Here is a 23,660-nt window from a genome sequence, read left to right on the forward strand (position 1 = left end):
AGGGGGTGCCCGGTCGGGGCGGAAGGGTGTTCCGCCCCGACCGGCGGATGTCCGGCCCGCCTGTCCCCCGAACAGGCGGGCCGAGCCTGGGGGTTACGGCTTCTGGAAGCCCGCGTCCTGGAGGATCTTCTGCGCCTGCGGGGTGCTGAGCCACTGCACGAAGGCGGCCGCGGCATCGGCGTTCTTGGAGGTCTTGAGGGTGGCGGCGGGGTAGGAGGCCACCGCGTTCTGCGCGTCCGGGATGTCGACGGCGTCGACCTTGGCGGTGGCGGTGGCGGCGTCGGTCTTGTAGACGATGCCCGCGTCGGCCTCGCCGAGTTCGACCTTGCTGAGGACGGCCCGTACGTTCGGCTCCTGCGAGACCGGCTTGACGGTGATCTTCTGCGCGTCCAGGACCTTCTTGCTGTAGCGGCCGACCGGCACCTCGGGGGCGGCGAGCACGACCTTCAGCTTGGTGTCGGCCAGGTCCTTGAGCGCGCCGACCTTCTTCGGGTTGCCCTTGACGGTCGCGATGACCAGCCGGTTCTTCGCGATGACGGTGGCGGCGCCGGTGTCCGACTTCAGCCCGTCCATGGTCTTGGTGTCGGCGGTGACCAGCGCGTCGGCGGGGGCGCCCTGCTTGACCTGCGCGGCGAGCTCCTGCGACCCGGCGAAGGAGAACTTCACCTTGGTGCCCGGGTGCTCCTTCTCGTACGCGGCTCCGGCCTTCTTGAAGACGTCGGTGAGGGAGGCGGCGGCGAGGACGGTGAGATGCGCCTTGGGGGCGCCCGAGGCGCCGGACGCCTGGGCGTCCGTCTTGCCGTCGTCCTTCTTGTCGCTGCCGCAGGCGGCCAGCGGAACGAGGAGGGCGGCGGTCAGGACGGCCGCGGCGGCACGGCGGGGAGTGAGAGCCAGGGACATGGGGACGGAACTCCTTGATGCGGTTCGGGCCGCGCCGGTGACGGACGACGCGAGGGTGCGTACGTGCGCGATGAGCGCGTACGTATGCGTCGGATGCGTCAGGTGCGGTCGATGTGCACGCTGGTGGACTTCACGCGGGCGGTGGCCTGCATGCCGACCTCCAGACCGAGCTCCTCGACGGCTTCCCGGGTCAGCAGCGACACCAGCCGGTGCGGGCCCGCCTGGATCTCCACCTGCGCCGCGACATCGCCGAGCTTCACGGCGGTGACGATGCCGGGGAACGCGTTGCGGGCGGAGGTGTACGAGACGTCGTCCTCGCCGGTGCCGTTCTGCGCGACCTCGACGGAGAACGCGGCCAGATCACGGCCGTCGATGAGCCGCCGACCGCTCTCGTCGCGATGGGTCGCGACGCGACCGGCATCGGCCCAGCGCCGCGCGGTATCCGGACTGACGCCGAGCAGACGGGCGGCCTGACCGATGGTGTAGGACTGCATGCGCCACAAGATAGGCCAGTTCAGCTCGCATTTACAGATGAATTGGCCGTAGCTACATCGCAGGTGCGAGGGGGGATGGAGGAAGCTCCAAGGGGCACGACGACGAGGGCGGGGTTCGAAAATCCCCACCCTCGCTACCCGGTGATGCCTCGGATCGGCGCGCTACGGCCAAACAAGGCAATAAGGCTGATGCCCCGCCTCATGCAGCCGTACGGAAAAGTCCTGCCACGCGTGCAGCGATTGGGGGCAGGAGGGGGCTGACCTGGGGTTTCGCGGGGGGATGTGCGTTGACCTGGGAAAACTCCTCTCGGTAGTTCTCACGGGGCAACGCCGTTTCCCAGGCTCATGGGCCCTGGATGTGCCCTCGCCCTGTCTGCAGAACCAGCTGGGGAGCGCCCGATCTCGACCACCAGCCTGCTCGGCGCAGACATGAGGCTGTCTTGCTCGCTGTTTCTGATCCTGGTCACATGGTCATTGGCCTTTGACGGGATGTGAAACGGGGGGCGCGTGAGCGGCTTACAGGTCTCCGCATGGAAGCGTTACGGACATGACCGTCTCTACGTGAATCAGTCGGACGGCAAGAAGGTCGCATGGTTCGACCTCCGCACGGGGTATCTGGAGCTCCTTGTTGAGGAACAGCGGGACGCGGTACTTGATGTCCTTGCGCCCTATCTCACTGCTTCATCTTCGCCCGTAGCGCACAAGGCACTGCATTCTGAGGACGATCTTGCCGGGAACCGTCCGGGAGACGCGCTGCAGATGAAGGTGGACGAGCTGACGCCCGGCTTCTGGCAGTGGGCGTTGGCCAGGCTGTCCGGTCGGCGTCTGGAGGCGGACAGTTGGCGCGCAGGACTGGCCGGCGAGCGCCGGGTGGGAGCGGAGCTGGAGAGGCTGGCGCGGCGAGGCTGGCGAGTTCTGCACTCCATACCCCTGCCCGGTGAAGTTGACATCGACCACGTCCTGATTGGTCCGGGCGGCGCCTTCTGCTTCAACACGAAGCGCCACCGCGGAGCGCGCGTTTGGGTGGGTGATGACTCTGTTCGCATAGGCGGCCAGTCGTACCCCTACGTGCGAAAGAGCCGAGCAGAGGCGCGGCGGGCCTCAGCTGCGCTGACGAGTGCATGCGGCTTTCCCGTCGAGGTTCAGCCGGTGCTCGCCTTCGTTGCGGTGGCAGAGCTGCAGGTCGTGCCGTCACTCCGGGACGTGCGAGTCCTTCAGGAGCACGACATCTCGGCGTTCAAGCACCTCAAGTCTGGCTTGCGACCGGACAAGGTCGAGTTGGTGTACACGGCGGCACGTGATCGCCGCACGTGGGTTCGCTCCTAACGGTTGGCTGGGTTAAAGCCAACTTTCGCGAAATATGGCTTGTTCACGTCATTACTCGCCGGTCTCTGTTGATGGCGGCCCTTCTCTCCCACATCCTGGAAGGCTTTCCATCGAGCCATGACCTGGGGGAGGCATCCAATCCGTCGGGGGAGAGGGAGGCGATGGCGCGTAGCGATCGCCCGGTCGGTTCGGCGTCGTGGGCCCGGATGATGAGGGCGTCGCCCTCGGCGTCGGCAGGCACTCCGAGCCAGTTCAAGGCGGAGACCAGGGGAGCGACGTCGTCGCCGCGTACCCCACGGATGTGTGCACCCCCGCCGGTCGCCGCGACCGCACAGGCCAGGGTCCCGGCTTCGACCTTGTCGCCGGGCACCGCCCAGACGGTGGTCTCCGTCGAGGCGGAAGCGGGTGGTGACAGCGTCAGGACTGACTCACTGACCCGGCACGCCCATCCCGCCGCCTGCAACGCCTCGACGACGCTGATGACTTCAGGCGAGAGATTGGGGTGGCCAAGGCGCAGGGGTCGGCCGGCTACGACTGCGCGTAGGAGGGCAGCGACGCTCGCCCCGCGAGAACGGAAAGGCAGCACCACAGACACCGTTCCGGTCCCGCCAGTGGCTGCTTCCACGACGTACCCGTGGCCGTCTACGGTCGTGCGGTCACCGAAGCGCTCGTAGACCTTGAAGTGCTGCTCCATCCCGCGTTCACCGATCCGGCAGCCGCCCGGCCAGGGCAGCCTGGCTCGCCCGTACGCGCCGAGCAGGGCCGGTACGAGGTAGTACGAGGCCCGGATGCGGGCGGCGACTTCGGGATCGGGGCCTGGCTGGGGCTTGTCGCTCGGCAGGATCACCGTGGTGTGCGGGTCGCTGACCGGACGGGCCGTGTGCCAGCCGGTTTGTTGGAGCAGGGTCAGCATGGTCTCGATGTCCGTGTTCGACGGGACGTTGCTCAGATGCACCGGGCGGTGCAGGGCCGCGGCGGCGGCCAGCAGGGGCAGGGCTGCGTTCTTGGAGCCGTCGACGGTGATGGAGCCGGCGAGTGGGCTGCCGGGTCGCACGGCGACCACTTCTGCGGCGACGGGGGGAATGCGTACGGCTGTCAACGGTCAACTCCTCTGCAGGGGCAGGTGTGATGCGGTGGGTAGTGGGGTGCTGACCTTGAACTCGGCCCAGCAGCGTTTGCCGGGCGGCAGCGGATCGAAGCCGTGGCGGTCCGCGAGTGCTGCGACGAGGAACAGCCCGCGTCCGCCTTCCTCGTCCACATCCGACAGGCCGACCCGTGGGACGGCGGGGTTGGCGTCGCTCACCTCGATCCGCAGTCCTTTGTCGCTCAGGCAGGCGCCGGCCGTGATCGGGCCGCCGTTTGCGTGCCGGACCGCGTTCGCGATGAGCTCTGCGGCGACCAGCTCTGCCGCGTCCAGGAGTTCGGGGCCGAGGAAGGCGCCGAAAGTCCGTATCCCATCCGCGAGCTGCCGGCGCGCGGACGCTGCGGCAGCTGGCGTGCCGGAGACGGGAATCCGGATGTGATGCGCTTCCATGAGCGGCCTCCTGGTCGGTTCGGCCCCTCCACGCAACCGCTCCGGACGTAAGCGGAACCAGTCGGTGTGCCGGGGCTGCATCGCTTATGCAGGAGCTGCATCACTGCCAAATGCCGCTCGGTTACTCTCGGTTGAGCAGGCAGGATCGGCGACGGCAGAAGGGGCCGTGGCACAGATGGCCGAGGCACAGAGTGAAGCGAGACGGATCGGCGAAGTGATCCGTCAGGCACGGGTGTTACAGCGGCGCTCGCAGAGGGACGTTGCCGCCGCGCTTGGGTATCACCAGTCGAAGGTGAGCCGTCTGGAGAGCGGCAGGGGCACGGAGGACGTGCGAGTGCTGCGCGAGATCGCGCAGGTGCTGGAGATTCCGCCGCAACGTCTCGGCCTCGCCGCCGCTTCTGATGCCAGCCCCGCCGAGCCCGGAACAGAGGACATGCACCGCCGTACCTTCCTTGCCGCGAGCGTCGCCGCGCTCGCGGGTCCGCCGTCGTCGAGCGCGGCACATCACGACCTGATCCAAGTCCTGTTGCCGGGCACGAGCCCCGCGGCCACCGGGCATGCCCTGGGCCTCGACGAGCTGCGGGACCGGGCACGGGCCGTACGCCGGATGTTCTGCACGTGCGACTACGCGGAACTGGAGCAGACCTTGCCGGGTCTGATCGCCGATCTGCGTCAGGCCGCCGGAGGCTCATCCGGCTCGGCGGAGGTGTCCGGGCTGCTCGCGACCGCCTACCAGACGTCGGTGAGCCTGTTGCTGAAGCGGGCCGATCAGGGCAACGCCTGGCTCGCGGCCGGTCGGGCCATGGCTGAGGCAGAACGGTCCGGGGATCCTGTCGTCCTTGCCGCCAGTGTCCGCGTCCACGCTCACGTCCTCGTGCGGGAGAAGCACACGGACCAGGCCGTGAACATGGTCCGCCACACCGCCGACCAGCTCACCGGCTCCTACGACCAGCGCTCGCCCCGGTACCTGGCAGCGGTTGGCCTGCTGTTGCTCCGCGGGGCGACCGCCGCCAGCAGAAACGGCGACCGCGACACCACCCAGGACTTCCTCACCGAAGCCAAGGAAGTCGCTCGCTACGTCGCCTTCGACCGGCCGGACGCCTGGGCGAACTTCAGCCCCACCAACGTCGCACTCCACGAGATCAGCGCAGCTGTCTCCTTCGGTGACGCCGGCATCGCCCTGGAAACCGCACGGCCGCTCATGCGGCGGCATATTCCTGTCCCCGAGCGCCGGGCCGCGCTGTGGGTGGAGACCGCCCGCGCCTACAGTCAGCAGGGCAGGCTCGCCGAGGGCTACCAGGCCCTGCGTATCGCCGAGAGCTGCGCGGCACAGGACATCCGCCGCCCGGCCGTACGCGAACTGGTCGCCGACATGGCAGCCCGCGACCGCCGCCGGGCACTGCCCGAACTGCACCGCTTCAGCCGCCAACTGGGAGTGCCCGCGTGAGTGATCAGCCCGACAAGCCGTTCCTGCAGATCGTGGTCTGCGCGTCCGGGGTCGCCGCCGACGTCGGCAAGCTGATCACCGCAGCACACAAACGGCAGTGGGACGTCGGCATCATTGCCACCCCACAAGGACTCGGCTTCCTCGACGCGGAGGCGGTCGAGACCCAGACCGGCCGCCCCATCCGCTCGGCCTGGCGATCACCGGGCGAACCGCGCCCGCCCCGGCCCGCGGACGCGATCGCGGTCGCCCCGGCCAGCTTCAACACCATCAACAAGTGGGCCGCCGGGATCTCCGACAATCTCGCCCTGGGCGTCCTGTGCGAAGCACCCGCCATGGGCATCCCGGTCGCCGTGCTGCCGTACCTGAACTCGGCCCAGGCCGCCCACCCCGCGTACCGCCAGAGTCTGGAACGGCTACGCGAGATGGGCGTCCTGATCGGCTCGTACGAACCGCACCGGCCGAAGGCCGGCGGCGGGGCCGACCGCTACCGCTGGGAGGAAGCCCTGGAGCTCCTCGCGCCCAAGCTGTCCGCCCGCGCCTGATCAGCGCCGCCGTGTCGGTGATCCCCGTGGTGGCCGGCCAATGGCTGCCACGGCGTGGACTCTGGCTGCCTCTGCCTCGGCGAGCACGGTGGCGAGTGCGTCCCAAGCGGGGTCGTTGAGGATGCGCCCGACGTCCCCTCCCCACCACCCAAGGGCGAGGCCCGAAGACCCCGCCCGAAACCGGCGAAACCCCAGCTCACGGCCAAACAAGGCAATAAGGCTGATGCCCCGCCTCATGCAGCCGTACGGAAAAGTCCTGCCACTCGTGCAGCAGCTGGTACACGTTGAACGCGTCGCGCGGGCCGCCGCGGTCCGGGACCGTGGACCAGATGAAGGCCGCCGCGCCGACCGTCTCCTCGCCGACGCCCCGGAGCGGGTCGACGACCGTCATCGGGAGTTTGACCACCGCGTAGTCGGGGTGCAGGACCACCAGCTCCAGCGGGGGGACCTTGTGCAGCGGTATGCCCTGGATGCCGGTGAGGACCATCGCCGCGACCGTCTCCGGCTTGATCTTGGTGAACATGCCGCCCATGCCGAGCTCGTCGCCGCCGAGCTCCTCGGGGCGCATCGAGATCGGCACCCGGGCCGCGGTGGCTCCGTCGGGCGCGCCGAAGTACTTGTAGGTCACCCCCACTCGGCCGCTCCCGTTCCCCGGACCCGTGACGGGGTCGATCCGCTCGTACCGTTCGACCCGTTCCTCCGCGTCGCGCCGGTGCCGTCCCCGCCGACGGGCGCGCTCGGGACCCCGGTCATCGGTCCCTTCGCCCAGTCCGCCACCGCGATGCATATCTTTCACCCGATTGCTTGTAGCCCGACTGCTTTGTAGACGGCGCGGCCCCCGCCGCGCAACCCGATCATCGTGTCAGTGACCTCCCCCACCGGGGTGCGGTGAAACACCTGTCCGCAAGAACGTCGGGGCCTCTGCCACCATGGCCTGTGTGAGCTATCCGTACGAATACGACGCCCCAGTTTCGCAGACGCTTTTCGACCGCGCGTCCCTCGTGACGCCCGGCGGCGTCAACTCTCCCGTCCGTGCCTTCCGCGCCGTGGGCGGTACGCCCCGGTTCATGGTGTCCGGTACGGGTCCCTACCTGACCGACGCCGACGGACGTGAGTACGTCGACCTGGTGTGCTCGTGGGGTCCGATGATCCTCGGGCACTCGCACCCCGAGGTGATCGCCGCCGTCCAGGCAGCCGTCGCCCGCGGCACCTCGTTCGGTACGCCGGGCGAGGGCGAGGTCGCGCTCGCCGAGGAGATCGTCGCCCGGATCGAGCCCGTGGAGCAGGTCCGCCTGGTGTCCTCCGGCACCGAGGCGACCATGTCCGCGATCCGGCTCGCCCGCGGCTTCACCGGCCGCGCCAAGGTGATCAAGTTCGCCGGCTGCTACCACGGCCACGTCGACGCGCTGCTCGCCGCCGCCGGTTCCGGGGTGGCCACGTTCGCGCTGCCGGACACGCCGGGCGTCACCGGCGCCCAGGCCGGCGACACGATCGTGCTGCCGTACAACGATCTGGACGCGGTGCACGCGGCGTTCCACGCGCACCCCGGCGAGATCGCCTGTGTCATCACGGAGGCCTCGCCCGGCAACATGGGCGTCGTCCCGCCCGCCGACGGCTTCAACGCGGGGCTCAAGGCCGCCTGTGCCAAGAACGGCGCGCTGTACATCTCCGACGAGGTCATGACCGGCTTCCGGACCAGCAAGGCGGGCTGGTACGGCGTCGACGGCGTGAAGCCCGACCTCATGACCTTCGGCAAGGTCATGGGCGGCGGCTTCCCGGCCGCGGCCTTCGGCGGCCGCGCCGACGTGATGGGCCACCTCGCGCCCGCCGGTCCCGTCTACCAGGCCGGCACGCTCTCCGGGAACCCGGTCGCCACCGCCGCCGGTCTCGCGCAGCTGCGGCTGCTCGACGACGCCGCGTACGCCAAGGTCGACGCGGTCTCGAAGGAGATCCAGGGCCTGGTCACTGCCGCGCTCGCCAAGGAGGGCGTCGCCCACCGCCTCCAGACCGCCAGCAACATGTTCTCCGTCTTCTTCACCGACGAAGAGGTACGGAACTACGACGACGCCCGGGCGCAGGAAGCCTTCCGCTTCAACGCGTTCTTCCACGCCATGCTCGCGAACGGCGTCTACCTGCCGCCGTCCGCCTTCGAGTCCTGGTTCGTCTCGACCGCCCACGACGAGCGGGCGATCGAGCGCATCGCGGCCGCGCTGCCCGTCGCCGCCCGTGCCGCAGCGGAGGCCACCGCATGACCGTCAACGACAGCTCCGCCGAGATCACCGTCGTCCACCTGATGCGCCACGGCGAGGTGCACAACCCGGACGGCGTGCTCTACGGGCGCCGGGCCGGGTACCACCTCTCCGAGCTCGGGCGGCAGATGGCCGACCGGGTCGCCGAGCACCTGGCGGGCCGCGACATCACGCACGTCGTCGCGTCCCCGCTGGAGCGCGCGCAGGAGACCGCCACCCCGATCGCCAAGGCGCACGGGCTCGACCTCGCCACCGACGCGCGGCTGATCGAGGCGGGCAACGTCTTCGAGGGCAAGACGTTCGGCGTCGGCGACGGCGCCCTGCGCAAGCCCGCGAACTGGAAGCACCTGACCAACCCGTTCCGGCCGTCCTGGGGCGAGCCGTACGTGGAGCAGGTCGTCCGGATGATGGGCGCGCTGGACGCGGCGCGTGACGCGGCCCGTGGGCATGAGGCGGTTCTGGTCAGCCATCAGCTGCCGATCTGGACCGTGCGGTCGTTCGTGGAGCGGCGCCGGCTGTGGCACGACCCGCGCAAGCGGCAGTGCACGCTGGCCTCGCTGACGACGTTCACGTACCAGGGCGACAAGATCGTCTCGGTGGGCTACAGCGAGCCCGCGCGCGATCTGGTCCCTTCGCACCTGCTCGCTGGCGCGAAGCCGGTGAAGGGGAAGGCGAAAGCCTTCGGCGCCTGAGCCGGGGTATTCGTCTGCGGACCGTGCTGGGTTGCTCGCGCAGTTCCCCGCGCCCCTACAGGAGGGCCCGAAGGGCCCATCCAAGGGGCGCGGGGAACTGCGCGACCAGCCCCCACCGGCCCGCGGACGAAGAACCCGGCCGCCCGCCCAGGGCTTTCGGGAAGGGGCGGGGTGGGGAAAATTCCGCGCGGCCAGCGCACACCCGCACAACCACCCCCCGCGTACGGATTCTGACGACCCGTACGATTTACGAAGATTTGTACGACTGTCCGGAACCATCGCGGCCCCCGCCGCATCTCACCTGTTGTCCGCCCGGCCGTGGCCGGTGTGGGCGCCGAGGACGACGAGTGCGATGGGGACGGACGGAATGCGCAATTTCAGTCGAAGGGGAATGCTCGGCCTAGGATTGGGTGCCGCAGCCGCGGCCGGTATCGCCGGGTGCGGCGGCAAGGACGGTTCGGGCAGCGGCTCGGGCAAGGACGGCGCCGCCAAGAAGCCCGATGCCAAGCTGATCGGCGATGGGTCCACCGCCGACACCGGCAAGCAGCCGCACCAGCCCCCCAAGCCCGTCCCCCTCGAACCCGGCCAGACCCCACCGCAGTTCGTGGTCTTCTCCTGGGACGGCGCGGGCGAGGTCGGCAACGGCCTCTTCCCCCGCTTCCTCGACCTCGCCAAGAACCACGGCGCCTCGATGACCTTCTTCCTCTCGGGGCTGTATCTGCTGCCCGAGTCGAAGAAGCGGCTCTACCACCCGCCGAACAACAACGTCGGCGCCTCGGACATCGGCTACCTCAGCGACGACCACCTCAAGGCGACCCTCCAGAACGTGCGCCGGGCCTGGAACGAGGGCCATGAGATAGGCACGCACTTCAACGGCCACTTCTGCTCCGGCCACGGCACCGTCGCCAACTGGACGGCGGCCCAGTGGCAGAGCGAGATCGACCAGGCGATGTCGTTCGTCACCAACTGGAAGACCAACACCGGTCTGACCGACGAGGACCCGCTGCCCTTCGACTACAAGCGCGAGCTGGTCGGCGGCCGCACCCCCTGTCTGCTCGGCCAGGACAACCTGCTGCCGACCGCGCAGAAGCTCGGCTGGCGCTACGACGCCTCCTCGCCCGGCGGCACCCAGGTCTGGCCGGTCAAGCGCCACGGCCTGTGGGACCTGCCGCTCCAGGAGATACCGTTCCCGGGGCACTCCTTCTCGGTCCTCTCGATGGACTACAACATTCTCGCCAACCAGTCGAAGAATTCGACCAAGGCGCCGCCGGCCAACTATCCGGGCTGGCGCAAGCAGGCCACCGAGGCGTATCTCGCCGGATTCAAGCGCGCGTACGAGACGAATCGAGCCCCCTTCTACATAGGCAACCACTTCGAGCAGTGGAACGGCGGCATCTACATGGACGCCGTCGAGGAGGCCCTGAAGGGAATGGCGGGCAAGCAGGACGTACGCCTGGTCTCGTTCCGGCAGTACTGCGACTGGCTCGACGTCCAGGACCCGAAGGTGCTGGAGAAGCTGCGCTCGCTCGGGGTCGGCCAGAAGCCCGCGGGCGGCTGGAACGCGTTCCTCAAGGCAGCCTGACCGGGCACCCGGCGCGGCCTGACCAGGCACCCGGCGCGGCGTGCGGCGCGGTGGGCATGACTTCTTAGGCGGCCTTGACAAGGGTCTTTACGGGCACCCAGGGGGGCGCCCAAGATCCCCCAAACGGTCATGCGAAACTTTTCACATGTCCGTGAGTCCTGCCCATCCCCGCCGTCGCGCCTTCCTCCTGGTCACGGCCGCCGCGGCCGCCGGTGCAATGACCCTGACGTCGTGCGGCTCCGGTGGTACGTCCGGCGGCTCGGGCGACACCAAGTTCGTCACCGGAACCGGTGGCATCTCGACCGTCGCCAAGGGCGACCGGCACGCCGCCCCGGACCTGTCCGGCGAGACCGTCGACGGCAAGCAGCTCGACGTCGCCGACCTCAAGGGCAAGGTCGTCGTCCTGAATGTGTGGGGCTCGTGGTGCGCGCCCTGCCGGGCCGAGGCCCCGTATCTCGCCAAGGTCGCCAAGGACGTCAAGGCGAAGGGCGTCGAGTTCGTGGGAATCAATACCCGCGACACCGACAAGGGCCCGGCGGTCGCGTTCGAGAAGCAATTCGACGCCGAATACCCGAGCTTCTACGACCCGATCGGCAAGCTCATTCTCCGCTTCCCGAAGGGAAGTCTGAATCCGCAGGCCATTCCGTCCACGATCGTGCTGGACCGGAACGGGAAGATCGCGGCCCGGGCGCTGATGGCCCTCGACGACACGAAGCTCCACCAGATGATCGACCCGCTGATCGCGGAGAAGTGATCTCGTGGACGCGTCCCTGACCGCACTGGCCGCCCAGTCGACGCCCGGCATGAACGACACGGTCCTGAGCGGGGCCCTGCTCGTCGCCCTGCCGGTCGCCGTGCTCGGCGGTCTCATCTCGTTCTTCTCGCCGTGCGTCCTGCCGCTGGTGCCGGGCTATCTGAGTTACGTGACCGGGGTCACCGGCACCGACCTCGCGGAGGCCAAGCGCGGCCGGATGGTCGCCGGGGCGAGTCTGTTCGTCCTCGGGTTCACCGCCGTCTTCGTCTCCGGCGGCGCGCTGTTCGGCTTCTTCGGCCAGACGCTCCAGGAGTACAACGACACGATCTCCAAGATCCTGGGCGTGCTCATGATCTTGATGGGCGTCTTCTTCATGGGCCTGATGCCCTGGCTGACGCAGCGCGAATTCCGGTTCCACAAGCGGCCGGTGAGCGGTCTGGCGGGCGCGCCGATACTCGGCGCCCTGTTCGGCGTCGGCTGGACGCCGTGCCTCGGCCCGACGCTCACCTCGGTGAACGTCCTGGCGATGGACCAGGCGAGCGCCGGTCGCGGGGCCATACTGACCGTCGCGTACTGCGTCGGTCTCGGACTGCCGTTCGTGCTGGCGGCGGTCGCCTTCCGCAAGGCCCTCGGCGCCTTCGGCTGGGTGAAGCGGCACTACGTGTGGGTGATGCGGACCGGCGGCGGCATGATGATCGCCACCGGTCTGCTGCTGCTCACCGGTGCCTGGGCGGAGCTCATCCAGCAGGTGCAGGTGTGGTCCAACGGCTTCCAGGTGGGTGTCTGATACATGAGTAGGACCGAAGCGGCCCCGGAGCGGGCGTCGGAGCAGGACCCGGAATCGGGCGGGGCGAAGGACCGGGCGCGGGAGGGCGCCGAGCACGATCTCGGCGAGGCCGGCGCGCAGCTCTCCACGGCCCCGTCCGAGGAGCTGTCCAACGGCCCCGTCGGCATCGGCGTGATCGGCTGGGTCCGCTGGCTGTGGCGTCAGCTCACCTCGATGCGGATCGCGCTGCTGCTCCTGCTGCTGCTCTCGCTCGGCTCGATCCCCGGCTCGCTCATCCCGCAGACCCGGGTGGACGAGCTGAAGGTCGCCGACTTCGAGAAGCGGCACACCACGCTGTCGCCGATCTACGAGAAGCTCGGCATGTTCCACGTCTACAGCTCGGTGTGGTTCTCCGCGATCTACATCCTGCTGTTCGTCTCGCTGATCGGCTGCATCGTCCCGCGCACCTGGCAGTTCATCGGCCAGCTGCGCGGCCGCCCGCCGGGCGCGCCCCGGACGCTGACCCGGCTGCCCGCGTACACGACATGGCGCACCGAGGCCGACCCGGAGCAGGTCCGCGAGGCCGCGGCCGCGATGCTGAAGAAGCGCCGCTTCCGTACGCACGTGGTCGGCGACGCGGTCGCCGCCGAGAAGGGCTACCTCCGCGAGGCCGGGAACCTGATCTTCCATGTCTCGCTGATCCTGATCCTGGTGGCGTTCGCCGTCGGCCAGCTCTTCAAGTCCGAGGGCGGCAAGCTGATCGTCCAGGGCGACGGGTTCTCCAACACCCTCACCCAGTACGACGACTTCAAGTCCGGCTCGCTCTTCAAGAGCGACGACCTGGCGCCCTTCAGCTTCACCCTGGACCGCTTCGACGCCACGTACGAGCGCAACGGGCCCAACCGCGGCACCGCGCGCGAGTTCGTCGCCCACGTCACGTACACCGAGGGCGCCGACGGCAAGCCGAAGAAGAAGGACATCGAGGTCAACAAGCCGCTGATCGTCGACGGCTCGAAGGTCTACCTCCTCGCCCACGGCTACGCGCCGACGGTCACCGTCAAGGACGGGCGCGGCAAGGTCGTCTTCCACGGCTCGGTGCCGCTGCTGCCGATCGACAACAACATCTCCTCCAGCGGCGCCATCAAGGTGTACGACGGCTACACCGACGCCAAGGGCAAGTGGGACCAGCTCGGCTTCGCCGCGTTCTTCGTGCCGACCTACGGCGGCAAGGGCAACGGGACGATGTTCTCCCAGTTCCCCGCGCTGGACTTCCCGGTGCTCAACGTCGGCGCGTACCACGGCAGCCTCGGCGTCAACTCCGGGCTGCCGCAGAACGTGTACCAGCTGGACACCGACAAGATGAAGCCGTTCAAGGACCCCGACGGCAAGGTGCTCAAGAAGACCCTGCTGCCCGGCGAGTCCCTGGAGCTGCCCGACGGTGCCGGGTCGATCACCTTCGACAAGGACATCAAGCAGTGGGCGAGCTTCCAGATCTCGCAGCAGCCGGGCAACGAGCTCGCGCTGACCGGCGCGATCCTCGCCATCGCGGGCCTGGCCGGCTCGCTGTTCATCCAGCGGCGCCGGATCTGGGTCCGGGCCGTCACCGGCAAGGACGGCGTCACCGTCGTCGAGATGGCGGGCCTGGGACGCAGCGAGTCCGCCAGGCTCCCCGAGGAGCTGGCCGATCTCGCGGTCACGCTCATCCCCGAGGCGCCGACCGCGCCCGATCCCGCAGCTGAGCCCGCCGAGGACAAGGCTGCTGTACCTGCCAACTCCGAAGGGGCCGAGAAGTGAACCTCGCCGCCACCACCAACGAGAACCTCGCGCACACCAGCAACTACCTGATCTACTCCGCGATGGCGGTCTACCTGCTGGCGTTCTTCGCGCACATGGCGGAGTGGATCCTGGGCAGCCGCAGCAAGGTCGCCCGCACGGCGGCCGCGCTCACCGCGGGCGCCGACGCCGCCGAGACCGGCTCCGGCACGGTGAAGGTGCAGGTCGCCAAGAAGGGCGGCGGCACCGCGGTCCTGGAGCGCCCCAAGGTCGTCACCCGCTCCGCGGTCGGCAACCGTGACGTGCCGGACGGCCCCGGCGCCGCCGGCGGCGATGCCAAGGGCGACCTCTACGGCCGTATCGCGGTGTCCTTCACCGTCCTCGCGTTCCTCGTCGAGTTCGGCGGCGTCCTCGCCCGCGCGCTCTCCGTGCAGCGGGCGCCGTGGGGCAACATGTACGAGTTCAACATCACCTTCTCCACGATGGCCGTCGGTGTGTACCTCGGGCTGCTGGCGATGAAGAAGGAAGTGCGCTGGCTCGGCCTGCCGCTGGTCACCTCGGTCCTGCTGGACCTCGGCCTCGCCGTCACGGTCCTCTACACCGCGAGCGACCAGCTGGTGCCCGCGCTGCACTCGTACTGGCTGTGGATCCACGTCTCCACCGCGATCTTCTGCGGCGCGGTCTTCTACGTCGGCGGCGTCGCCACCCTGCTCTACCTCTTCCGGGACCGGTACGAGGCGAAGCTGGTGGCGGGCGGCACGCCGGGCAGGTTCGCCACCTCGGTCATGGAGCGGCTGCCCTCGGCCGCCTCGCTCGACAAGTTCGGGTACCGCGTCAACGCGGCGGTCTTCCCGCTGTGGACGTTCACGATCATCGCGGGCTCGATCTGGGCCGGTGACGCGTGGGGCCGCTACTGGGGCTGGGACCCCAAGGAGGTCTGGTCCTTCATCACCTGGGTGGCCTACGCCTGCTATCTGCACGCGCGCGCCACGGCGGGCTGGAAGGGCCGCAAGGCGGCGACGCTGGCGCTGATCGCCTTCGGTTGCTGGCTCTTCAACTACTACGGCGTCAACATCTTCGTGAACGGCAAGCACTCGTACGCGGGAGTCTGACCGCACCGAACCGCACCGGGCCGGGCCCGACCGCCAGCACAGGCGTTCGGGCCCGGCCCGGGTGACACTGGTGGCATGACGCACATGACGGACGTGATCCCTCATGGCACCAGCGAGCCCCACGAAGGCGCCTGGCTCCTGCGCTACGAGCTCCATCTTCCGCACCCGCGGACCCGGGTCTGGGCCGCCGTCGCCACCCCCGAGGGCCTGCCCGGCTGGCTGTGTGCCGCCGACGTACTGGAGCCGCGCCTCGGCGGCGCGGTGACGCTGCGCTGGCTGAACGCGGACCCCGGCGACGCCTCGGCCGTCCACTCCGGGCAGGTCACGGCCTGGTTCCCGGAGCGCGTCGCCGAGTACACGGTGGACCTGCACGGCCGCATCCGCTTCCACCTGGAGCCCGCGGGCCCCACGGCCACGGTCCTCCGCTTCACCAACGAGTTCCCGGGCGAGGACTCCCTGCGCCTGGACTGCCTCGCGGGCTGGCACCAGCACTTCGAGTTCCTGGCGGACGCGCTCGCGGGCCGCCCCAAGGACTGGTCGACCTGGTCCCCGGAACGCTGGCGCGAGCTGCGCGAGACGTACGAGCGGACCGCGGTGGCCCACTGACGCGCCGCTAGCGGCCCTTCGGATCGTCCTCGTCGCGCCTGTTCAGCGACGCCAGGAACTCCGGGTTGTCGTCCGGCGCCGTCCAGCCGCCGCGCCGCGGGGCCGTGCGCCGCGGCCGGCCCGCGATCAGCCAGGCGACGGGGCCGAGCAGGACCTCGCCGAAGAGCAGGATCACGATGACCCACACGACCTTGGGCAGGCCGCGCACCTCGTTCTCCGGGGTGTTGAGGCAGTCGATGAACGCGTAGATCCACAGCGCCAGGACCAGCAGGAACGGCAGATACCTGAGCATGTTCGGGTGGTCCCCCCAGGGAACGGCGGCGGGGCTTGGGGTGGCCCCGGTGACCGGCCCAGGGTAACCGGTGCCCGATACTTGACCCCATGGCTTACGACGATCTCCGCTCGCTGCTCCGCGCGCTGGAGCGCGAGGGCGACCTCATCCGCATCAAGGCCGAAGTCGACCCGTACCTGGAGGTCGGGGAGATCGTCGACCGGGTCAACAAGGCGGGCGGCCCGGCGCTTCTCTTCGAGAACGTCAAGGGCGCCTCGATGCCGCTCGCGATGAACGTGTACGGGACCGACCGGCGCCTGCTGAAGGCGCTCGGCCTCAAGGCGTACGAAGAGATCAGCGAGAAGATCGGCGGGCTGCTCAAGCCCGAGCTCCCGCAGGGCTTCGTGGGGGTGCGCGAGGCGTTCGGCAAGCTCGGCTCGATGGTCCACGTACCGCCGAAGAAGGTGAAGGAGGCCCCTGTCCAGGAGGTCGTCCTCACCGGCGACGACGTCGACCTCGACCAGCTGCCCGCGCTGTTCACCTGGCCTGAGGACGGCGGCTCGTTCTTCAACCTGGGCCTCACCCACACCAAGCACCCCGAGACCGGCGTGCGCAACCTCGGGCTCTACCGCCTCCAGCGCCACGACAAGCGCACCATCGGCATGCACTGGCAGATCCACAAGGACAGCCGCAACCACTACGCGGTGGCGGCCAAGAAGGGCGAGCGGCTGCCGGTCGCCATCGCCTTCGGCTGCCCGCCCGCCGTGACGTACGCCTCGACCGCGCCGCTGCCCGGGGACATCGACGAGTACCTGTTCGCCGGGTTCATCCAGGGCAAGCGGATCGAGATGGTCGACTGCAAGACCGTGCCGCTCCAGGTCCCGGCCAACGCCGAGGTCGTCATCGAGGGCTGGCTGGAGCCGGGGCAGATGCTGCCCGAGGGCCCGTTCGGCGACCACACCGGGTTCTACACCCCGCAGGAGCCGTTCCCGGCGCTGACCATCGACTGCGTGACGATGCGCAAGCGCCCGCTGATCCAGTCGATCGTGGTGGGCCGCCCGCCGACCGAGGACGGCCCGCTGGGCCGCGCCACCGAGCGGTTCTTCCTGCCGCTGCTCAAGATCATCGTCCCGGACATCGTGGACTACCACCTGCCGGAGTCGGGCGGCTTCCACAACTGCGCGATCGTCTCGATCGACAAGAAGTACCCCAAGCACGCGCAGAAGGTGATGCACGCGATCTGGGGCGCGCACATGATGTCGCTGACGAAGCTGATCGTGATCGTGGACGCCGACTGCGACGTCCACAACCTGCACGAGGTGTCCTGGCGCGCCTTCGGCAACACCGACTACGCCCGTGACCTCACCGTGGTGGAAGGCCCGGTCGACCACCTCGACCACGCCTCGTACCAGCAGTTCTGGGGCGGCAAGGCGGGCATCGACGCGACGGCGAAGTGGCCCGAGGAGGGCTACACCCGGGACGGCGGCTGGCCGCACATGGTCGAGTCGGACCCGGACACGGCGGCGAAGGTCGACCGCCGCTGGAAGGAGTACGGGCTCAAGTGATGAGTGCTTCCGCAGCAGCGGTCCCGCAGCCGGGCCGCACCAGGGCCTTCCTGCGCCTGGTCATGATCGAGCACTCGGTCTTCGCGCTGCCCTTCGCCTACATCGCCGCGCTGACCGCGATGTTCCAGCTGGACGAGAAGATCCACTGGGCCAAGCTGCTCCTGGTCACCGTCGCCATGGTGGGCCTGCGCACCTTCGCGATGGCCTGCAACCGGATCATCGACCGCGAGATCGACGCCCGTAACCCCCGTACCGCCAACCGCGAGTTGGTCACCGGCGCGGTGTCGGTGCGCTCCGCCTGGACCGGTGCGCTGATCGCCGTGGTGGTCTTCCTCGGGGCGGCCGCGCTGCTCAACCCGCTCTGTCTGGCGCTGGCGCCGGTCGCGGTGATCCCGATGGTCGTCTATCCGTACGGGAAGCGGTTCACCGACTTCCCGCACGCGATCCTGGGGTTCGCCCAGGCGATGGGGCCGGTCGGCGCCTGGCTCGCCGTCACCGGCGAGTGGTCCGGGGACGCGGTGATCCTCGGGCTCGCCGTCGGCGTCTGGATCGGCGGGTTCGACCTGATCTTCGGCAGCCAGGACGTCCAGGCCGACCGCGCCGACGGCGTGAAGTCGGTACCGGCCCGCTTCGGCGTCCCGGCCGCGCTGTACGGCGCGCGCGTCTGCCATGTCATCACCACGGCCCTGCTGGTCTGGTACGCGCTGGCGACCGACGCCGGGGCGTTCTTCTGGATCGGCCTGGTGATCGTGGCGGCGGCGTTCCTCTACGAGCACACGATCGTCAAGCCGCACGACCTGTCCCGCCTCAACCGGGCGTTCTTCACCACCAACGGTTTCATCGGGATCTCGCTGTTCGTCTGCGCGCTCCTCGACCTGCTGGTCCGCGGGCTCTCGGTGTGACCGCTCCCGCCCCCGTGCCGCCGGATAGGCTCGGACACGTGGAGCAGGTGAACATACACGGTCAGCGAGAAGAGCGGGGTGCCCGTACGCCCTGGGTCGTCGGGGTGTCCGGCGCGTCCGGGACGCCGTACGCGGCGGCCGTGCTGCGCGGGCTGATCGACGCGGGCGAGAGCGTGGACCTCGTGGTGTCGCGGGCCGCGCGGCTGACCCTGCTCGACGAGACGGGGATCGCCTTCCGTGACGCGCACTGGCGCGACGATCTCGCGAAGTGGCTGACGCGGGGGGCGGACGGGAAGCCGGGGACCTTCGACGTGGGCGGTGCCCGCCTGGACGGCGTGCGGTACTGGAGCGCCGGGGATCTCGGCGCCGGGCCGTCGTCCGGTTCGTATGCCGTGCGGGGGATGCTGATCGTGCCCGCCAGTACGGCGTCGGTGGCCGGGGTGGCGCTGGGGCTCTCGAAGGACCTGTTGCAGCGGGCCGCGAGCGTGACGCTCAAGGAGCGGCGCAAGCTGGTGGTCGCGGTGCGCGAGACGCCTCTGAACGGGCAGACCCTCAAGCACCTGGTGACGCTGGACGAGGCGGGCGCAGTGGTGCTGCCCGCCTCTCCGGCGTTCTACGCGGGGGCGACGCACATCCAGGATCTGGTGGACTTCGTCGCGGGGCGGGTGCTGGACGCGGCAGGCGTGCCGCACAGCTTGTACCGCCGTTGGGAGGGAGAGCTCGGGGGATCTCGGCCGCCCGGTTAGCGCTTCTTGGCGGCGCGCTTGGTGGCGCGGCGCTGAGTCGCGGTGGGCTGGTGGGCACGCGAGCGGTTGGCCAGGTCCTGAAGCTCGCGCATACGGGCGTAGGCCATCTCGATCGTGTACACGGTGTCGACACTCCTGAAAGATCGTCTTTGATCTGCTGGAAAATGATGCAAGCAGCTGAATGATTCGCAGGGCCTCGACCCTGTGTACCTTAGATTCTACACCTAAACTCGCGGGATTGCTGAACAATGGAAGGCTTCAGGCATATGGACGCCGTGGACAGGCAGCTCATCCAGGCCCTGCGGGAGAACGGCAGGGCCTCCTACGCCGAGCTCGGCCGGCTCGTCGGCCTCTCCGGGCCCAGCGTCACCGACCGCATCAACCGTCTTGAGGCGGCCGGGGTGATCACCGGCTACCGCGCCACCGTCAACGCCGCATCCCTCGGCCTCGGCGTGACCGCCCTCATCGGCATCTCGCTCTCCGACGCCGCCGACCACGAGGACGTGGCCCGCCGGCTGCGCGACCTGGAGGAGATCGAGGACTGCTGGTTCATCGCGGGCGACGACTCGTACATGCTCAAGATCCGCGCCTCGGACGTCGACGGACTGGAGAAGACCATCCGCCGCCTCGGCTCCACCAAGGGCGTCTCGCGGACCCGTACGACGATCGTCCTCTCCACCAAGTGGGAGAACCGGGTCGGCGAATTGCCCGAGTAAGCGGGGGCGTAACGTGGGTGAGGCTGTGTACGGAGATATTTGGGAGGCCGCCGCATGACCGCGTCCATCGCCGATGTGGGCTTCAAGCGCGAGCTGGAGGCGAAGGTCCGGGCCGGTGAGCGGCTGTCCCGCGAGGACGGCGTCGCGCTCTACGAGTCGGACGACCTGGCCTGGCTCGGCGGCCTCGCGCACGAGGTGCGCACCCGCAAGAACGGTGACGTCGTCCACTTCAACGTCAACCGGCACCTCAACATGACGAACGTGTGCACCGCGTCGTGCGCGTACTGCTCGTTCCAGCGCAAGCCGGGCGAGAAGGACGCGTACACCATGCGCATCGAGGAGGCCGTCCGCCTCGCCAAGGCGATGGAGAACGAGAACCTCACCGAGCTGCACATCGTCAACGGGCTCCACCCGACGCTGCCCTGGCGCTACTACCCGCGCTCGCTCAAGGCCCTCAAGGAGGCGCTGCCGAACGTCGGCCTGAAGGCGTTCACGGCGACCGAGATCCACCACTTCGAGACGATCTCGGGTCTGAGCGCGAGCGAGATCCTGGACGAGCTCATCGACGCCGGGCTGGAATCGCTCACCGGCGGCGGCGCCGAGATCTTCGACTGGGAGGTCCGCCAGCACATCGTCGACCACAACACCCACTGGGAGGACTGGTCGCGGATCCACCGCCTCGCCCACGAGAAGGGTCTCAAGACCCCCTCGACGATGCTGTACGGCCACATCGAGGAGCCCCGGCACCGCGTCGACCACGTGCTGCGCCTGCGCGAGCTCCAGGACGAGACCGGCGGGTTCCAGGTCTTCATCCCGCTGCGCTACCAGCACGACTTCGTGGACATGCAGGATGGCAAGGTCCGCAACAAGCTCCAGGCGCGCACCACGATGGCGACGGGCGCGGAGGCACTCAAGACCTTCGCGGTCTCCCGTCTCCTCTTCGACAACGTGCCGCACGTCAAGTGCTTCTGGGTGATGCACGGTCTGCAGACCACCCAGCTCGCGCTCCAGCACGGCGCCGACGACATGGACGGCTCGGTCGTCGAATACAAGATCACGCACGACGCGGACAACTACGGCACGCCCAACAAGCTGACCCGTGACGACCTGCTCGACCTGATCCGCGAGGCCGGGTTCCGCCCGGTCGAGCGCAACACCCGGTACGAGATCATCCGCGAGTACGACGGCCCGGACCCGGCGCTGCGCGAGTCGCCGCAGGCGATGCGGATCTGAGGCCCCCCAGACCATGGCGCTGACATTCGAGCTCGACCCCTCCGTCACCCCCGAGCTGCGCGACGGGGTGCTGGAGCTGTGGGCCGACGTGTCCAACGCCGGGGGAGCGGTCGGCTTCGTGCCGCCGGTCTCGGCCGAGGACGTACGCCCTGAGCTGCTCAAGCACCTGACGGGGATGGCCGAGGGCCGGGTCCGGCTCCTGGTCGGCCACGACGAGGACGGGGCAGTCGCCGCGACCACGTTCCTGGTCTCGAATACGCACTACCTGATGCGGCACTGGATCTGGGCGTACACGGTCATGGTCCACCCCCGCCACCAGGGCAAGGGGTACGGGCAGCAGCTGATGGCGGCCGTGGCCGACGCCGCCCGCTCCTTCGACGGCGTCGAGGCGATACGCCTGACCTGCCGGGGCGGGCTCGGTCTGGAGCGGTTCTACGCGTCCTGCGGCTACAAGGAGGTCGGGCGGGTGCCCGGCGCGATCCGTGTCGCACCCGGGGACGACCGCGACGACATCGTCATGCTGCTCCCGCTGAATTGATCCAATAGGGGACATGCTTCACTGGACGGACAGCTGAAGCCCGCACCCAGAGAGAAGGTCAGCCGTGAACATCGCCAAGCCGAGCGCAACCGTCCGGTACACCGCGATGCGCATCGCCGTCTTCGTCGGCTGCATGGTCTTCGTGGCGGCCCTCGTCCACTTCGGGATCATGCCCGCCGGTCTGGGCGACGCCAACGCCATCTGGGTCGTGCTGCTCGCCCTGGTCCTCTCCGCCCCGCTGAGCTTCGTGCTGCTGCGCAAGCAGCGCGACGAGATGTCGGCGCAGATCGTCACCAAGGTGGAGTCGGCGAAGGCCAAGCTGGAGGCGAACCGCACGCAGGAAGACGGCGTGACGCAGTAGCGAGCGCTGTTTTCCGGGGCCCGGTCGCCCTCGTAACCCTCCTGGCCCTCCTGGCCCGTGTAACAGGCCCGACTTCCCCCGCACTTACCCTTGCCCGGGAGCAGGACGGCTGCGCCGGGGAGGATGCGGACAGATGGGTGCGGGGAGCACGGGGAGCACCGGGAAGGCCAAGCGGATGCCGCGGGCCGTGCGCGAGCAGCAGATGCTGGACGCGGCGGTACGGATCTTCGGGCAGCGCGGGTACCGGGCTGCCTCGATGGACGAGATCGCCGAGGTAGCAGGCGTCTCCAAGCCGCTCGTCTATCTCTACCTCAACTCCAAGGAAGAGCTCTTCACCGCCGTGATCCGGCGGGAGTCCCGCGCGCTGGTGACAGCGGTACGGGCCGGGGCCGAGCCGGACGCCCCCGCCGACGCGCGCCTCTGGGCGGGCCTGCGGGCCTTCTTCCTCCACACCGCCGAGAACCCGGACGGCTGGGCGGTACTGCACCGCCAGGCCCGTACGCACGGCGAGCCGTTCGCCGCCGAGGTCACGGTGATGCGCGAGGAGATCGTGACGTTCGTGACGACCCTGATTGCCGCGACGGCCCGCGAGGCGCGCGAGGAGCCGGAGTTGGCGTCCCGTGACGTGTCCGGGCTCGCCCAGGCGCTGGTCGGCGCGGCGGAGTCCCTGGCGGACTGGGCGAACGCGACGCCCGAAGTCTCGGCGAAGGAAGCGGCGGCGACGCTGATGAACTTCGCATGGGTGGGGCTCGGGCGGTTGCGGGAGGGGGAGCGGTGGGGTTCGGGTGCGGTGAGCGGCTGAGCGCTGAGAAGGCGCCGGGCTTCTTCGGCTGAAGGTGGTGGGAGGGTCGGGCGTTCCGCTTCCGTTGCCTTGACGGGGGTGAGCGGCGACGGGGCCCGGTATTCCGGGCCGGGGAAGGTACTAATAGGCCAGCGAGGGCCGAATTCAGGGCGAAGGCGAACGGGAATTTCCATCACACCCCGGCCATGATGAATTCCGGCGCACGACTGGAAGTCCCCGTTACGGGAGGCGTCGGCCCGGATTAGGTTGAGGGCGCTCGCTCGATCAACATCCGTCCCTGGTAGCCAAGGAGGATTCATGGCCGAGAGCTTCATTCTGACCCCGGGTCTGTACGTGATCAAGAACGTCGCGTTCGACGACCGCGTCATCGACGTCCGCGACGCCCGCACCGAGCCCAACACGCCCATCATCGGTTACCCGTACCACAAGGGTGACAACCAGCAGTGGGAGATCGAGTTCTTCCCGGGCAACGTGTACCACCTGAAGAGCAAGCTCCACGGCGGAGAATTCGGCGAAATCTTCTTCGCCCAGAGCCTGATCAAGATCTTCCCGCCCCTCGTCGCCACGCAGCCGTACCCGCAGCAGTGGTCGATCGAGCCGGTCGGCGGCGGCCAGTACCGCATCCACTTCCCGTACATGGACGGCGTGGTGACCCTGCGCCAGGAGACGGAGAAGACCCAGCTGACCATTGAGCCGTGGGAAGGCCGCGAGAACCAGAAGTGGCGGTTCGAGAACGTGTGAGCGTGTGA

Annotated in this window: 26 protein-coding genes and 1 pseudogene; 20 read left to right on the top strand and 7 right to left on the bottom strand. The window is 69.1% G+C overall.

Annotation, left to right across the window (positions count from 1 at the left end; translation table 11 throughout):
- Nucleotides 1-93 precede the first annotated feature (93 nt).
- Nucleotides 94-900: a molybdate ABC transporter substrate-binding protein gene (modA, locus tag ACGFRG_RS31550; protein ID WP_361433965.1), complete on the bottom strand. Its 807-nt coding sequence runs from the start codon at nt 898-900 to the stop codon at nt 94-96.
- A gap of 98 nt (nt 901-998) precedes the next feature.
- The gene (locus tag ACGFRG_RS31555; protein WP_188276502.1) at nt 999-1,394 is read right to left on the bottom strand and encodes a molybdopterin-binding protein; all 396 of its coding nucleotides are present in this window, start codon (nt 1,392-1,394) and stop codon (nt 999-1,001) included.
- Between the two features lie 561 nt (nt 1,395-1,955).
- Here ACGFRG_RS31555 and ACGFRG_RS31560 point away from each other — a divergent pair.
- Nucleotides 1,956-2,720 (top strand): nuclease-related domain-containing protein, encoded by a 765-nt coding sequence (locus ACGFRG_RS31560; RefSeq protein ID WP_393269443.1) that lies wholly within the window; start codon nt 1,956-1,958, stop codon nt 2,718-2,720.
- Between the two features lie 130 nt (nt 2,721-2,850).
- On the opposite strand, the pseudogene ACGFRG_RS31565 reads toward ACGFRG_RS31560, so the two are convergent.
- A pseudogene (locus tag ACGFRG_RS31565) lies at nt 2,851-3,783 on the bottom strand (UDP-N-acetylglucosamine 1-carboxyvinyltransferase); the annotation flags it as partial.
- A gap of 39 nt (nt 3,784-3,822) precedes the next feature.
- On the bottom strand, nt 3,823-4,254 hold the full coding sequence (locus ACGFRG_RS31570) for an ATP-binding protein (protein ID WP_393269446.1): 432 nt from the start codon (nt 4,252-4,254) through the stop codon (nt 3,823-3,825).
- A gap of 175 nt (nt 4,255-4,429) precedes the next feature.
- On the opposite strand from ACGFRG_RS31570, the gene ACGFRG_RS31575 reads away from it, so the two are divergent.
- Both ACGFRG_RS31575 and ACGFRG_RS31580 read left to right on the top strand, forming a co-directional pair.
- Complete coding sequence (locus tag ACGFRG_RS31575) at nt 4,430-5,701, top strand: helix-turn-helix domain-containing protein (RefSeq protein ID WP_393269449.1); 1,272 nt, start codon at nt 4,430-4,432, stop codon at nt 5,699-5,701.
- Entirely contained in the window at nt 5,698-6,243 is a 546-nt protein-coding gene (locus tag ACGFRG_RS31580; protein WP_393269452.1) for a flavoprotein, read from the top strand. The genes ACGFRG_RS31575 and ACGFRG_RS31580 overlap by 4 nt, the downstream gene beginning before the upstream one ends.
- 196 nt (nt 6,244-6,439) lie before the next feature.
- Here ACGFRG_RS31580 and ACGFRG_RS31585 read toward each other — a convergent pair whose 3' ends face one another.
- Nucleotides 6,440-7,030, bottom strand: coding sequence for a hypothetical protein (locus ACGFRG_RS31585; RefSeq protein WP_361433974.1), 591 nt, complete (start codon nt 7,028-7,030; stop codon nt 6,440-6,442).
- 142 nt (nt 7,031-7,172) lie between these two features.
- Between ACGFRG_RS31585 and hemL the strand changes: the two genes are divergently transcribed.
- The 8 genes from hemL (at nt 7,173) to ACGFRG_RS31625 (ending at nt 15,777) form a co-directional block, all read left to right on the top strand.
- Nucleotides 7,173-8,495, top strand: a complete 1,323-nt coding sequence (gene hemL / locus ACGFRG_RS31590) for a glutamate-1-semialdehyde 2,1-aminomutase (RefSeq protein ID WP_361433955.1) — start codon at nt 7,173-7,175, stop codon at nt 8,493-8,495.
- Entirely contained in the window at nt 8,492-9,184 is a 693-nt protein-coding gene (locus tag ACGFRG_RS31595; protein WP_393269456.1) for a histidine phosphatase family protein, read from the top strand. Before hemL ends, ACGFRG_RS31595 begins: the two co-directional genes overlap by 4 nt.
- A gap of 367 nt (nt 9,185-9,551) precedes the next feature.
- Nucleotides 9,552-10,766 (top strand): hypothetical protein, encoded by a 1,215-nt coding sequence (locus ACGFRG_RS31600; RefSeq protein WP_361430962.1) that lies wholly within the window; start codon nt 9,552-9,554, stop codon nt 10,764-10,766.
- Between the two features lie 145 nt (nt 10,767-10,911).
- Nucleotides 10,912-11,520 carry a TlpA family protein disulfide reductase gene (locus ACGFRG_RS31605; protein ID WP_393269459.1) on the top strand — a complete coding sequence of 203 codons (609 nt, stop codon included), beginning with the start codon at nt 10,912-10,914 and terminating at the stop codon, nt 11,518-11,520.
- Nucleotides 11,521-11,569: 49 nt separating this feature from the next.
- Nucleotides 11,570-12,307 (top strand): cytochrome c biogenesis protein CcdA, encoded by a 738-nt coding sequence (locus ACGFRG_RS31610; RefSeq protein ID WP_361430973.1) that lies wholly within the window; start codon nt 11,570-11,572, stop codon nt 12,305-12,307.
- A gap of 3 nt (nt 12,308-12,310) precedes the next feature.
- Entirely contained in the window at nt 12,311-14,080 is a 1,770-nt protein-coding gene (locus tag ACGFRG_RS31615; protein WP_361430958.1) for a cytochrome c biogenesis protein ResB, read from the top strand.
- Nucleotides 14,077-15,171: a c-type cytochrome biogenesis protein CcsB gene (gene ccsB, locus ACGFRG_RS31620; protein WP_393269462.1), complete on the top strand. Its 1,095-nt coding sequence runs from the start codon at nt 14,077-14,079 to the stop codon at nt 15,169-15,171. Before ACGFRG_RS31615 ends, ccsB begins: the two co-directional genes overlap by 4 nt.
- Nucleotides 15,172-15,255: 84 nt before the next feature.
- Complete coding sequence (locus ACGFRG_RS31625) at nt 15,256-15,777, top strand: SRPBCC domain-containing protein (protein WP_361430972.1); 522 nt, start codon at nt 15,256-15,258, stop codon at nt 15,775-15,777.
- Nucleotides 15,778-15,784: 7 nt separating this feature from the next.
- Here the strand turns inward: ACGFRG_RS31625 and ACGFRG_RS31630 are convergent, their stop codons facing one another.
- Nucleotides 15,785-16,069 carry a PLD nuclease N-terminal domain-containing protein gene (locus ACGFRG_RS31630; RefSeq protein ID WP_361430956.1) on the bottom strand — a complete coding sequence of 95 codons (285 nt, stop codon included), beginning with the start codon at nt 16,067-16,069 and terminating at the stop codon, nt 15,785-15,787.
- 89 nt (nt 16,070-16,158) lie between these two features.
- On the opposite strand from ACGFRG_RS31630, the gene ACGFRG_RS31635 reads away from it, so the two are divergent.
- The 3 genes from ACGFRG_RS31635 to ACGFRG_RS31645 are packed head-to-tail and all read left to right on the top strand — an operon-like array spanning nt 16,159 to nt 19,261.
- Nucleotides 16,159-17,613: a menaquinone biosynthesis decarboxylase gene (locus tag ACGFRG_RS31635; RefSeq protein WP_393269464.1), complete on the top strand. Its 1,455-nt coding sequence runs from the start codon at nt 16,159-16,161 to the stop codon at nt 17,611-17,613.
- A complete protein-coding gene (gene mqnP / locus ACGFRG_RS31640; RefSeq protein ID WP_393269467.1) occupies nt 17,613-18,515 on the top strand; it encodes a menaquinone biosynthesis prenyltransferase MqnP in 903 nt (300 codons plus the stop codon). Before ACGFRG_RS31635 ends, mqnP begins: the two co-directional genes overlap by 1 nt.
- 38 nt (nt 18,516-18,553) lie before the next feature.
- Nucleotides 18,554-19,261, top strand: a complete 708-nt coding sequence (locus tag ACGFRG_RS31645) for a UbiX family flavin prenyltransferase (RefSeq protein WP_393269469.1) — start codon at nt 18,554-18,556, stop codon at nt 19,259-19,261.
- Here ACGFRG_RS31645 and ACGFRG_RS31650 read toward each other — a convergent pair.
- The gene (locus ACGFRG_RS31650; RefSeq protein WP_361430974.1) at nt 19,258-19,383 is read right to left on the bottom strand and encodes a hypothetical protein; all 126 of its coding nucleotides are present in this window, start codon (nt 19,381-19,383) and stop codon (nt 19,258-19,260) included. The genes ACGFRG_RS31645 and ACGFRG_RS31650 overlap by 4 nt on opposite strands.
- A gap of 144 nt (nt 19,384-19,527) precedes the next feature.
- Here ACGFRG_RS31650 and ACGFRG_RS31655 point away from each other — a divergent pair, with 144 nt between their 5' ends.
- From ACGFRG_RS31655 to ACGFRG_RS31680, 6 genes are all read left to right on the top strand, one after another.
- Nucleotides 19,528-19,977 carry an Lrp/AsnC family transcriptional regulator gene (locus tag ACGFRG_RS31655; protein WP_067160265.1) on the top strand — a complete coding sequence of 150 codons (450 nt, stop codon included), beginning with the start codon at nt 19,528-19,530 and terminating at the stop codon, nt 19,975-19,977.
- Between the two features lie 54 nt (nt 19,978-20,031).
- A complete protein-coding gene (gene mqnE / locus ACGFRG_RS31660; protein ID WP_361430950.1) occupies nt 20,032-21,210 on the top strand; it encodes an aminofutalosine synthase MqnE in 1,179 nt (392 codons plus the stop codon).
- Between the two features lie 13 nt (nt 21,211-21,223).
- Complete coding sequence (locus ACGFRG_RS31665; RefSeq protein WP_361430948.1) at nt 21,224-21,748, top strand: GNAT family N-acetyltransferase; 525 nt, start codon at nt 21,224-21,226, stop codon at nt 21,746-21,748.
- A gap of 64 nt (nt 21,749-21,812) precedes the next feature.
- A complete protein-coding gene (locus ACGFRG_RS31670) occupies nt 21,813-22,109 on the top strand; it encodes a DUF4229 domain-containing protein (RefSeq protein ID WP_361430946.1) in 297 nt (98 codons plus the stop codon).
- Between the two features lie 133 nt (nt 22,110-22,242).
- On the top strand, nt 22,243-22,911 hold the full coding sequence (locus tag ACGFRG_RS31675; protein WP_393269475.1) for a TetR/AcrR family transcriptional regulator: 669 nt from the start codon (nt 22,243-22,245) through the stop codon (nt 22,909-22,911).
- Between the two features lie 297 nt (nt 22,912-23,208).
- Nucleotides 23,209-23,652, top strand: a complete 444-nt coding sequence (locus tag ACGFRG_RS31680; protein ID WP_361430945.1) for an RICIN domain-containing protein — start codon at nt 23,209-23,211, stop codon at nt 23,650-23,652.
- Nucleotides 23,653-23,660: the final 8 nt, after the last annotated feature.

The sequence above is a fragment of the Streptomyces sp. NPDC048696 genome (assembly GCF_043198895.1).
Lineage (GTDB): Bacteria > Actinomycetota > Actinomycetes > Streptomycetales > Streptomycetaceae > Streptomyces.